Raw genomic sequence first — 12223 nt, forward strand, 5'->3', positions numbered from 1 at the left:
TTTCTGGCATCAACGGATTTTTTTGCAACAGAGCCATGGAGATGCCGGCAGAGGCGCTCACCGCTTTCCAATATACCGCCATCGGCGTCTTGCTCTGTCGCCAGCTTGTTTGGGCGCAATCGCGGCCATCGAGAGACTCCTCGAACAGCAACCCCGAGAGCGCCAGCCGCCCCAAAGGACGGGGCAGCTGCAGGTCACGACAAAAATATGGCCACCAATCAGCGCCGTTCGCGCTGTGCCCACCGAACCCGGAAAACCCTGTCCCTAGAGTACGAAATCGCTGTTCCGGCTTTCAATTCGCAGAAAGCGCTTGCACCGGCTCGAGAAGAGCGGCACGCCGCGCTGGTGCGTACCCGAACAGCACGCCGAGTAGGACCGAAGATAAGAAAGCACCGACCCACACTGTTACCGAAAAGACAACAGTCATATGAAATGTCATCGCAGCGAGGAGGCCGATTATGCCTCCTATTGCCAGTCCAACGGTTCCACCGATACCAGAGAGCATTGCCGCCTCGATGAGAAACTGTCGAGATATATCTTGAGTCGTGGCGCCTACGGCCATTCTGATGCCGATTTCGCGGGTGCGTTCTTTAACACTCACCAGCATAATGTTCATGATGCCGATGCCGCCCACAAGGAGTGAGATGCTGCCAATCGCGGCAAGCAGGAGGTTCAAATTGCGACGACTGTCATTCGCCCTTTCTAGGGCTGCGGCGGCATCATACATCCAGAAGTCCTCGCGGCCGTGCCTCCGTGTAAGTACGCCTTTTATAATCTCTGCCGTTTCAGTGAATTTGCCCATATCTGCGATCGAGGTGACGATCAGTGCCAGGCTGGTTTCGCCGAAGACGCGCATTTGAGCGGTTCGAAGCGGCATCACGACCGTGTCGTCTCTGTCTTCTCCATTCTCAGAAGTGCCTTTTCCTTCTAAGACGCCGATGACCACGAATGATGCGTTGTTGATCAGTATGGACTTGCCAACGACGTTTTCATCAGCATCAAAGAGTCGGGTCGCAACTTTAGCTCCGAGGACGACGACGGAGGCGACGCTGATTTCGTCGTGCTTTGTAAAAAATGCGCCGGCCTGAACATTCCATCGATGGACCTTTTGAAAGTCCTCGTCTGTTCCTATGACTTGTGTGGTGAAGTCTTTGCTTTCATATCTCACGGTCGCCTGCTCAACGAAGCGCGGCATGGCCCCTTCAACATTTGGAAGATCTTTCAAGGCACCGACGTCATCTGCGGTGATAGGACTGCTGGCTGTGGAAAGATTGCTATTCTGGCCAATCATGATCCAGTTCGTTCCGACTGCCGAGGCTTGCTCCAACATTCTGATTTGTGTGCCTCGGCCGATCGCTAACATAGCAATCACCGCAGCCACTCCAATTATGATGCCGAGCAAGGTCAAAGTTGTTCGGAATGGGTTCAGAACAAGGGACCACCAGGCGGCCGCGGCTGCTTCATGAACCATCAGGCCCGGAGATGTGCGCGAAAGAAGATCGCTGGAGCCGGACATCTCCCCGTACTCATCAGATTTCTTGCTCGCCGTATCGGATACGATCCGGCCATCTTCAATCTGGATGATACGATCAGCTGCCTGTGCCACATCTTGATCATGCGTGATGAGTACGACGGTGCGGCCTTCCGATGCTAGTTCCTTCAGTACCGAAAGCACTTCGCCTCCAGTTTCCTTATCTAAAGCTCCCGTCGGCTCATCTGCCAAAATAACATCCGCGCCGTTCATCAGCGCACGCGCAAGAGCGACTCGCTGCTGCTGACCACCAGACAGTTGGCTTGGCCTGTTTTGCGTTCGCTCAGCAAGTCCGAGCCGTGAAAGGAGTACTTTAGCGCGTACCTGTCTTTCGGGCGTCGGAACTCCGGCATAAACTGCGGGCACTTCGACATTTTGAAGTGCGCTGTAGTGTTCGATTAGATGGTATTGCTGGAAAACGAAACCAAAGTGATGGCGCCTTAACTCGGCGGCCTTGGCGTTCGCTAATGTTGATACGTCCTTTCCGCTAAGACGGTATCTGCCTCCAGTGGGTCTATCTAACAGACCCAAAATGTTCATCAATGTTGATTTGCCGGAGCCGGACGCACCAACGATCGCCACAAACTCGCCCGAATGGATGTCGACGGTCACACCTCTAAGGGCTTTCGCAGAGACTTGTCCCCTCTGAAAAGCCTTCGTCACCTCGACCAGTTGGATAAGTGGCTGGGTCATAGTTCGAACCAAAGCAGGGAGCGGCCCTTGGCTTGTCTTTCCCCGGTGACCACTCTCTCTCCTGCTTTCAGTCCTTTCCTCACCTCGAAGGAAAAACGGTTCGTGACTCCAACCTCCACTTCGCGTAACTCAATGCTTCCGTCCTCGTGGAAAACCCGAATTTTTTCCGTATTTCGCGCATCACCCACGATTTGAGACACGCGCGCGGCATCGTCCAAAGCCGCCACGGGCAGGATAAATGTATTCTGACTTTCTTCGACAACGAAATTTACTTGGGCGGTCATGTCCGATTTTAACGATCCCTTATCGTTCGGAACATCAAATAGAACGTGATAGAGGACGACTTTTGACGGTGAGCTTCCATTTCCGTCGCCGTCCTTGTTGTCAGGCGCCCGAGGTGGGGCCGGCATGATTTGGCGTACCTTCGAGCGAATTCTCCGATCGGGTTCCCCAAGGGTGGTGAACCAAACCGGCATTCCTTCGCGAAGCTTTGGAATGTCGGCTTCGGATACGTTTGCCGCCACGGTCACCACACTAAGATCGGCAATTCTCAGTATCAGTGGAGTATCGTAGTTGGCATTCAGCGTCTGCCCGACCCTGGCATCCAACGAAACCACGGTACCTGCCATGGGCGCTACGATACGTGCTCGGCCCATCGTGGCTCTTTCCGCCCGAAGAGTGGCATCTGTTTGTCGGATCTTTGCGTTTGTCGCATCTACTCGCGCAGCCAAGACTTGATAGTCTCGCTCCGCCGCTTCCCGCGTCGTTTGCGCGATGGCGTTGGTTTCCAGGAGCTTCAAACTCCTATCTAGTTCGCTCTTCGCGAATTTTTGTGAGGCGACCTGCTCAGCGAGCTCAGCCTTGAGCCGGTCCAGATCCGCCTGGATGCCCTCAACGGTCGCAGCCTGTACCTCAGCATCTATTTCAGCCAGGAGCTGCCCCTGTTGAACCCGCTCTCCGGCGGTAACATGGAGCGCTCTTAATTGACCGGAAACTTGAGCCCCCACATCGACGTAGTAACGCGGTGAGATTTTCCCGGTCGCCGGTATTGTCTTCTCGATTGAGCCGACGGCCGCCGTTGCGAAAGCATACCGAAGGTCGGGATTTTGAGCCGGTACCGACATCGCTCGGCCACCGATGGCGATAAATCCGATTACTGGCAACGCGTAGCACAGAAAACGAATATTGCGTCGCAACCGCTGAGAAATTTTGATATTTCCCGACTCCAAATTCAATGCGCTGCTCCATTTTTATGCATGCTGCAGTTGTCGTCGCACCCGCAATCTAACATTCCCGGAGTGAGATTGCACTATTCGGTACGACCCGTAGGCGAGCTCACTCACCCCGGCTGGCGATAACAAACCAGCGGACGCGTTAGCATAATTTATTGATTATTCGTAGCTTTTTTCGAAACTCGATCAAATCGATTAAAGTTGATGAGCGTGTTCACATTTATTTTATCGAACCCACACTACCCGTGAGGGTTGATCATGCTTAAGTTGCTTAAAACGAAGCCATCTTGGCGCGAGCACTGCCTACGTTTCGATCATCGACCGAACAGGAGACGAGATTGATCTATCAGACTAGCAGGCCCGCTTACCAGGCGTTAAAACGCAAACTGGTTGAGGGGGAACTTCCTTTCGGCGCTCCGATAACCGTGAAGGTGCTCGAATCGGAACTCGGATTCAGCGCAATCCCGATCAGAGAGGCGCTAATCGCGCTTGCCGCCGAGGACCTGATAGACTTCTATCCCGGACGCGGTTTCTTCAATAAACGGCTGGATGCCGAAAGTATCGCGATGCGCCTTGAGTTTCTTCAAAATCTCCTATTGGCGAGCGCGGCGACACTTCCGCACGGACGAAAAAATCTTCTTCGCAAACGATTGCTGCTAGACGGGGTAAGACTGCGTGAACCGCCTCATAGCATCTTCGAAAATGTCACTTTGATAACGGATATCCTCGACACTTATTTTGCACACCCAACAGCCATATTCACCCGTACGGCAATCGCGCAGTGCGCACGTTATCTTGTTATCGATGAGCAGAAACATGAGCCCGAGGGGATAATTGGAGAGGCCGCGTTCTCATATCTTTGGCTGGTGTCGAGCCGCCGGCCTGTGCCGCTCACGGAAAAGCTGGGAAGTTTTTTTGAGGTTCGTAGGAAGAGGCTGGCAGACACTATCGAGGCTGCCAAAGAGCGTGATCTTCTGGCGGGTCGTCCAATGGTGTTTTCTGGCGCAGCCTTTTAACTACCAAGATGATCTAAACCGCAAGAAGCCGGGCAACCCTTCAAATTCTCCATGCTCTTGGAAGAAAGGCGATACCATCTTTATCGAACCGAGGTTGCCAGCATGGACTATTGCCTCACACACAGCCGGTCCACGGCTGTGCACTTGCGTGAATACCTTTGCAAGAAGTGCAGTGCCTATGCCTTGCTTTCTATGATCGAAGTGCACGCCGGCCTGCACTTCCCACGTGGCCTGAGCTGTCTTGCGAGCGATCGAGAATCCGGCCAGCTCGGAATTCAGATCGGCAACGTAGAAAATGATGGAAGCCGGCGCCGAAACGAATTCGATGAGATAAGCATCTACAGTCGCAGCAACGATTTCTAGATCGAGGCGAGATGGAGAGTAATCGAAAAAACCCTCGGACCCATAAACGGCGATAAGGCCGCTCCTATCCGAATGTTCAGGCTCTCTAATTATCACGCTGGCCATCCTTCGCCTCAACGCCAGCGAAACCGTGAAATCTCGTCGCCCATAACAAAATCAATTGTGTCCCGGGCAAACCGCGCAGTGGCAAGTTTCACTTCTCGAGACATCGTGATGTTCTCGCTCAGAAACTCGATGTTGTTGATTTCCTTCTGCAGCAGGCTCCTTTTCAGCTCGTCTTGACTGAATTCCCTATCGCACTCGCCACGATAGCCTTCAACGAAGCTGTTGAAGATGCCGTCTTCCTCTTCGCTGTCTTCGGCACGAAGCGTCCAGATAAAGGTTGCAATGTCATAAGCCAACGCCCCAACTTTCGTGAACTCGAAGTCAAAAAGAACTGCTGTGCCGTCTCGCATGATGGCGTTGCCGAGCCAGGCATCACCATGGCAGATACCAATATTGGCCTCGGGGTCGACCCGGATCTTGTCTGCCTGTTCGGCCAACTCGCGGAAAATCGGACGGAGTGTGGGATGAATCCGTTCTTCCCTAGTCGCGGCTTTTGTTGCAAAGGGTAAATCTACAGATGCTCGATGTACTTTGGCGAGGGAGCGGCCGAAGGCCTTGGCGTCTACGGGGGCAGGTACGAGTGGCGAGCCGACGATCGTCCGATTTGCCAAGGCGTTGTACTCGACCTCGTTGACCGTGACTGGGCCAAGGATCTGCCGGCCATCAACCTCGACGATTTCGCAGCACGGCACACCCAGCGAGACTAACTTTTTCAATGTGTTTGCTTCGCTCTCCAAATCGTACCGGCTATGTAGCGAAACTGGCGAGAATCTCACAAAGACGTCGTCATTCGTGCTTCTCGCGCGGAGGTTCTTGTTTACCCCGTCTACTACCATTTGGACATCGCCAGGTTCCACCCGTAGCCAACTCCCGACATGAGCCTGAAAATCTGTCACGTTAGAGATTCCATCTGATAAATTTCTCGGTGGCGTAAAGAACTGATAAAACAGGAGAATATGGATTTCCTTTGTCCGAAAGGTCCCCAATGCTGTCCTTTCGGATAGCGCCTCCTCGAAGTATTCCCACATCGATCAGACGTGAGTTGGCGAGGAGGCGAACGACCTCGTCAGCGTTTGCGCGAAGGGAATGATCCGAAGCTCCTTCCAAGGTCTCTTTTTCGTATAGGCCAAAGATGTCGTTGTCGCCCAGAAGGGCCTTAACCGCCTGTTGAAGTGCTGATTTTTCGTGGCGCTCGTCTGCCGTCGCCGTGAGCAGCGCTGCGGCCAGCTTCTCGTCAAAAAGCGGGAAGACCGGCCAAAACCCGCGACTGAGCAAGAGTGGCGCTCGTTTCATCACCGCTAGTCGCGCGGATTTTCCAAGGTACCCGGCATCCAACTCGCCGATAAATCCATCGTTCAACGCCTGCCAGGCCTTTGGGGTGAAGAGCTCCTCATACACACTCTCAATTCTTGAGAGATCTGCCTCGGTGACGCCTCTGAGTTTGTCCTGGCGGACTTCGTCTGTTGTCAAGGCGGGGAAAAGCTCGTCACCTCCATAGCCACCTGTAATGACGTTGCAGCCTCGCTCCTGTGCGATCTGCCATATTCGCGCAAAAGCAGACTCGTATTCCTCCGCAAGCAGATAGCGACTTTCGAGATCGTGCTTCGACAGCTCGAAAGTCGGCAAGTATTCGCGGATATCGATCAAGAAATCTTGGCAGCCCACGGCCTTGACCACCTTGTTTCGCCGGTGAAGCTGGGAGCCTCGTTCAGGTCCAAAGCCAATGTCAATGCCCAGGGTAATGCCTCGCCCCTGCCAAGCACGAAAAGCTGCCAGGGCGACAAAAGACGAGTCAATCCCACCGCTAAGCTCAACGGCGAGTTTATGCTCGGGGCTAGCTCTCTTGCTGAGATAAGCCGCAACATGATCGATGATAAAACTTCCGGCATCTTCGCGATCGATCTCGATATTCAACTCTTCGCCTTCGAGCTGCGAGACTGCCAGTCGCGAACCGTCCCAAAGCAACTCCGTTCGCGGAGGTAGAGATTGGATATTCGAAAAGGGGGTTCGGTAAGTGTAGACCGGGTCCACAATTGCCCGGCAAAGGAATTGGAAATCCAGCGATTTGTGTCCCACCGTCTGTGCAAGACGATAGCTGTCCCAATCAAAACTGATCAGATCGCCATTCTGGTAGAAATAGACCGGAGCAACACCGTTCCCATTGGACAGTAGCCGAAGATTAAAGCCATGTTCGTTGTGCTGCACTTCGAGAAGAAAGATCTCACCGTCGAATTCCTCGAACAGCTTATAGGCGTCGGATACTTGGCCAATTTCGTAGCGATGACCAGAGATTTTTTCCGCCACTACTATAGCCCAAGCCGATGGTTCGCGGATTGTTCGATAGACTACGCTGCAATGCTCTATCGGCTCAATGTAGCAGCTAGTTTGTAGGGAAGAGGTAGGGAGCTCGCGAATCGTACGAGCTGATAGTGTCCCGCGCAACATTCACAAGCTCCCCTTGAGGTTAGTACCGGTAGCGAGCGCTGTCACCACGGACAAGGAACTTGGTCGCGCGACCGGTTGCACTCGGGGCCTTCAGCTTGGCAAGACGAACTTTCATAGCAGTCTCCTTTGTTGATTGCCGGAATTGGCACTCCGGATGATTGCAGGCTTTGGCGTATATTCAACTTATAAGAGAAATATAACACGATTATAGTTTTTCACGTTCGATTGGGGCGTTACGATCAAGCAAGGTTAAGGGGAGGACTTTCTTGAGAGATCTTTTGAAGCTTTTTGGACTTGCGGTCGCGGTGACGGTCGCAGCGAGTCAGCCTTCCGCAATCGCCAGGGACGCGAAACATGTCATCGTTATGATCGCCGACGGCATGGGACCTCAGTCTTGGGACGCCACCACCTATTACGAATACGGCGGCCTCGGTCTTCAGTCCTATGAGCATTTTGACGTCAAAATGCTCATGTCGACATATTCGCTAGGAACCGTACAGGAGCCGATCTCTGGCGAGCCACGCTTCGACGCACGGCAGCTGTATGCAGACGTTCCAGCAGAAGGGACTCATAAAGGCTTCGACCGGACCTATCCGAATTATTTCGTAGGGTATCAATATGCTCGGATGAATCCTACAGACAGCGCTGCGGCGGCGACCGCCATGGCAACCGGAAAAAAGGTGTTCAATGGCTCCATCAACTGGTCAACTGATGGCACTCCGCTCACGCATATCGGAGAGCTTGCGGTTCAAGCAGGACGAACTCTGGGAGTTGTAACGACGGTCGAATGGACCAACGCCACGCCTGCGGCTTTTTTGGCCCACAACGTCAGCAGAAGAAATCAACGAGACATCGCGAGGGAAATCGTTGAAGGGGGCTTAGGCACAGTGATCATGGGTGCTGGCCATCCGGCATACGACCACGACGGGCTCCCCTCCCAGCCTAGTGACGATCGGGCGTTTGAGTTTGTGGGAGGAAAGGACAACTGGACCAATCTCGTGTCAGGCAAGACTCCATATCTCCATATTGAGACGAAGGCAGATTTCGAACGTTTGACGCGTGGTGATCTCGATTTGAAGGGTAAGAGCAAAGTCATCGGGACCGCACAGGCGCGGCAGACGCTGCAATTCCTACGCCACGGTGAAAGAGCCGGGCAAAGACTGTCCAATCAGCCAACTTTAGCGACCATGACTTCCGGGGCATTAAGAATGCTGTCGAAGAACGGGGCCGGCTTCTTCATGATGGTCGAAGGGGGAGCGACGGATTGGGCTGCCAACGAGAATAACCTTGCGCGATTGATCGAGGAGCACATCGAGTTCAATCGAGCGGTGGCTGTCGTCGTGGACTGGATTAGGCAAAACAGCTCATGGGAAGACAGCCTCGTGATAGTGACTGCAGATCACGGGAACGGTCTTCTTCTAGGCCCAGATTCAGATCTGCAGGCATATAGTCCAATAAAAGGCGGGAGGCCGGGGCAAGTACCGCAGGCAATGTGGCACTCCGACGACCACACAAATGAACTTGTTCCCCTATTCGCCAAAGGGAAGGGTGCGGATCGACTGTTAGAGGAGGCCAAGACTGTCACGTTACCGGGAGGCAACCGGGTCGCCTACGTCGACAATACCGAGATTTTCAGAACCATGTTGACTGCAATGGGCATCAAGAAATAGGCAAGTTTTCCCTAGTCACCATCTGCGAAATATCAGCGCTTTGAAGTTCGATCACCTGGTCGCCAGGCTGAATGCTGCTAAGTCGATGCGTGATCGCTATTATCGTCATATCGCGACCGATCAACCTCAGCTGATCCATGATCTCGGCCTCCGTTGCATCGTCCAAAGCCGAACTTGCCTCATCGAGAAGCAATAGTGACGGGGCGCTGTAGAGTGCCCTCGCTATGGCAATCCTCTGTCGCTCCCCGCCGGAGAGCTTCAGACCGCGCTCTCCCACGGTCGTCTCGAAACCTTCCGGCATCTCTTCGATTCGGTTAAGGATGGCCGCCTTCCGTGCAGCCTCTTTCAGGCGGGTCTCATCTACGGGTCTTCCCAGAGTGATATTCGTTTTCAAGCTATCATTCAGAAGAAGGATTTCCTGCGGCACGATTCCTGTCGTGGCAAACCAAGCTGCACGAGGGATCCCGCCGAGATTGACACCATCGATGCAGATAGCACCCCTGTCCGGTTCAACTGCCTTAAGGAGCAGTTTGAAGAGCGTCGATTTCCCTGATCCAGTCTCGCCCGTTATGAACGTGATTCTTCCGCGTTCCGCTTTGAACGAAATATCCGCCGTCCCACGTCCATTCGGATACCTATAGCTTACGTCTCGAAATTCGACCGCTCCGCGCCTCAGCACAAGCGCTTCTCCATCGCCCAGTTCCTCCTCCTCTGGCTCCGACCAGATGCGCGCCAATGGTCCCATTTTGACGATAGCTCTGAGTGTTTCGTCGATCGATTGTCCAATGAGCTCGAACGGAACATTCAACTGCAAGAGGAGAGTATTGAAAAGAACAATATCGCCAATAGACAGCGTTCCCGCGTGGTATCTTGGTAGCAGGAGAAAGAAGGTGAATCCAAATTGGAGAGTGATGGAAATTCCCACCAGCCCCGCGAAACCGATCCGCCGAACGGCGTAGGCTTGCCAATTTTGAAAAACCGATACGGCGCTATCGGCAAAACGATCCTTCATCCAACGTGCGCTTCCCGCCTGCCGTAGAGGCTCGATCATACTGATGGCATTTCCGACATACCGCGCGTTAGCCTGACCAGCGTCGATGGCCGCTTCCATGTACCGCCGGCTCAGCCGGTTCGAAACCACGATCAACGTGAGGAAAATCGTTCCGTAGGCCAGCACGACGAGAACAATTTCTAGATCGATCACCGCCCCGAGCATCCCAATTGTCAAGCCGAAGGAGGTCGCACCGGGGAGGAAAGCAATAAAGACGACTTGGACAAGTACGGTGATTGCCTGCGTGCCCTGAGACTGTGCTGATTGGATCTCCGCGGGATTATGATCAACGAAGAAACTCGGCCGTTTCGTGATTAAACGGTCGAAGAAACTCCTGGAAGCCAGAAAGCCCAGCCGTTCAGCTTGAATGACAGCCAGATATTGCGTACCCCTCTGGAAAGCCACCGAGATACCCAACAGCATCGCGTATATCCAGAAGGCGGATAGCCAATGGGTAGCGGCAACGCCGGCGGATAGTTGATCAAGCTGGCGTGAGAAATGATAAGGGACGAGCACCGAAAGTGCGGACCCAATCAAAATCGCGACTAATAGCAATGCTATCGAAAGCTTAGACTCAGAGAGATATTCTGTGAGAATAAAACGGATGGGTTTCAGTACCAATTTCAAAGCCTAACTCCCGTTTTTAGACCCTGCCAATCGATTTGGGTTTCACCCTTCGTGCTTGTAGAGAACCGCGACATTTCAGAAATTCTAGTTGAATCTCTCAGCGCGACTACCACCTCGTGCTTGTGCGTTTCAAGGGAAACTTGTCGGTTCTTGAAGACGAAGCTAAGTCGAAGACCGCAGATCCGGTGCCGGCTGCAGACTGTGAAGATGGCTGACAGCACATTGCGCACGGGCGGCCGCTTGGAAGGTCGCCCGCTTATCGTTGGCGAGCACCTTCAGTAATCAGCAGAAGTTCCTAATGTGAAGGAGCCCCGGTTTTTCAACGCACCGACGCAATCACCGACGATTTCCTTCACATTATTTTCGGTGATCGCTAAAGGCTATTCCTCGCGACACCAAACATCTGGCAGGAACGAGATAGATGGCTGAAATCCCCATCCGATGCTTTGCGGTCTCAGCAGTTGTCTTGAGGCCAGCTGGCGACCGTACGGAAGTCCTGCTATTGCGCCGAAATCACACGCTTATCGGTGAGTGGTGCCAAATTGGGGTCGGTTCCGGCTGGGGGCGAAATGACATTCTAAGCGTCGTGAGATTAAATCAAGTCAATGGTTTGCGAAAATAGACAACTCGGTCTGTTTCATGGAAGCCCCAGTTTTCATGAGCTTTATGCGACCGTCGATTCCTAATTTCTGCATCCGAGCAGAGCTCCTGAAAGCCTTTGGCGATAAGTTCGTCGCTGATTTTTGCTATAAGCGCGCGGCCTGTTCCCTGCCGCCGGTGTTTGGGGTCGACCCAGACTCCTTCCAGAAAAGGCACTGGTTGTGGCTCTGTTGCGAAAATTCCGATTGGTTGTGAAGGGGCATTGCTACGCATCAGTCACGCGGATTTGGCATCGAGATTCTGCGCGAGCATTGCCACCACCTCGGTGAGCGCGCTGGGACCAATCCCGAAGGCCCGTTCAACAATGCGGGCCTCCCCACGGATGTCGCCCGTTAGGTTGAAACTCGCGGCCTGACCCTTGCGTAACACGCGCATGACCTCGAAACCCTTAGTCGTCGCATAGGCCGTTTTCAACGTCTTGAACCCTCTGACCGGCTTGATTGGCTGTTTGAGCTTGCCATGATCGGCCTCGACCACGTTATTCAGATATTTGACCTACCGATGCACGAGCTCTTTGGGGCACTTTCCTTCGGCCTTCAATTCCGAAATCGCGATCCCGTAGGTCGGCGCCTTGTCGGTGTTGATGACCGTTGGCTTTTCCCAATCCTTCAAGCCATTCAGTGCCTTGCCGAGAAATCGCTTGGCTGCTTTGGCATTGCGCGTCGGCGACAGATAGAAATCAATCGTGTTGCCGAACTTATCGACGGCTCGATACAGATGTGTCCATTTGCCGCGAACCTTCACATAGGTTTCATCGACGCGCCAACTCGTCGATTGCGGTCGCCGCCAATGCCAACGCAATCGTTTCTCGATTTCCGGTGCGTATTTCT

Annotated in this window: 8 protein-coding genes and 2 pseudogenes; 3 read left to right on the top strand and 7 right to left on the bottom strand. The window is 53.5% G+C overall.

The genetic code is table 11. The annotated features are described in order from the left end of the window. Positions 1 to 292 precede the first annotated feature (292 nt). Positions 293 to 2224 (bottom strand): ABC transporter permease, encoded by a 1932-nt coding sequence (locus E8M78_RS16050; protein WP_137136017.1) that lies wholly within the window; start codon positions 2222 to 2224, stop codon positions 293 to 295. Further along, positions 2221 to 3459 carry an efflux RND transporter periplasmic adaptor subunit gene (locus tag E8M78_RS16055; RefSeq protein WP_137136018.1) on the bottom strand — a complete coding sequence of 413 codons (1239 nt, stop codon included), beginning with the start codon at positions 3457 to 3459 and terminating at the stop codon, positions 2221 to 2223. Before E8M78_RS16055 ends, E8M78_RS16050 begins: the two co-directional genes overlap by 4 nt. A gap of 335 nt (positions 3460 to 3794) precedes the next feature. Here E8M78_RS16055 and E8M78_RS16060 point away from each other — a divergent pair, with 335 nt between their 5' ends. Beyond that, positions 3795 to 4472, top strand: a complete 678-nt coding sequence (locus tag E8M78_RS16060) for a GntR family transcriptional regulator (protein WP_170973446.1) — start codon at positions 3795 to 3797, stop codon at positions 4470 to 4472. Here the strand turns inward: E8M78_RS16060 and E8M78_RS16065 are convergent, their stop codons facing one another. Genes E8M78_RS16065 through E8M78_RS16075 form a run of 3 tightly spaced genes read right to left on the bottom strand, consistent with a single transcriptional unit; the run spans position 4473 to position 7244 of the window. Then, positions 4473 to 4940, bottom strand: coding sequence for a GNAT family N-acetyltransferase (locus tag E8M78_RS16065; RefSeq protein ID WP_137136020.1), 468 nt, complete (start codon positions 4938 to 4940; stop codon positions 4473 to 4475). It abuts the gene before it with no gap. Between the two features lie 8 nt (positions 4941 to 4948). Beyond that, positions 4949 to 5836 carry a phosphotransferase gene (locus tag E8M78_RS16070; protein WP_137136021.1) on the bottom strand — a complete coding sequence of 296 codons (888 nt, stop codon included), beginning with the start codon at positions 5834 to 5836 and terminating at the stop codon, positions 4949 to 4951. A 1-nt stretch (position 5837) separates the two neighbouring features. Further along, entirely contained in the window at positions 5838 to 7244 is a 1407-nt protein-coding gene (locus E8M78_RS16075; protein ID WP_170973447.1) for an asparagine synthase-related protein, read from the bottom strand. Positions 7245 to 7651: 407 nt separating this feature from the next. On the opposite strand from E8M78_RS16075, the gene E8M78_RS16080 reads away from it, so the two are divergent. After that, positions 7652 to 9055: an alkaline phosphatase gene (locus tag E8M78_RS16080; protein WP_246658364.1), complete on the top strand. Its 1404-nt coding sequence runs from the start codon at positions 7652 to 7654 to the stop codon at positions 9053 to 9055. Here the strand turns inward: E8M78_RS16080 and E8M78_RS16085 are convergent. Continuing rightward, positions 9045 to 10733 carry an ABC transporter ATP-binding protein gene (locus E8M78_RS16085; protein ID WP_137136023.1) on the bottom strand — a complete coding sequence of 563 codons (1689 nt, stop codon included), beginning with the start codon at positions 10731 to 10733 and terminating at the stop codon, positions 9045 to 9047. The genes E8M78_RS16080 and E8M78_RS16085 overlap by 11 nt on opposite strands. Positions 10734 to 11154: 421 nt before the next feature. On the opposite strand from E8M78_RS16085, the pseudogene E8M78_RS23855 reads away from it, so the two are divergent. Further along, positions 11155 to 11277 (top strand): annotated as a pseudogene (locus E8M78_RS23855) (NUDIX hydrolase); the annotation flags it as partial. Positions 11278 to 11609: 332 nt separating this feature from the next. Here the strand turns inward: E8M78_RS23855 and E8M78_RS16100 are convergent. Next, positions 11610 to 12223, bottom strand: a pseudogene (locus E8M78_RS16100) (IS6 family transposase); the annotation flags it as partial.

The organism is Rhizobium sp. FKY42 (assembly GCF_005222835.1).
Classification (GTDB): Bacteria; Pseudomonadota; Alphaproteobacteria; order Rhizobiales; family Rhizobiaceae; genus Neorhizobium.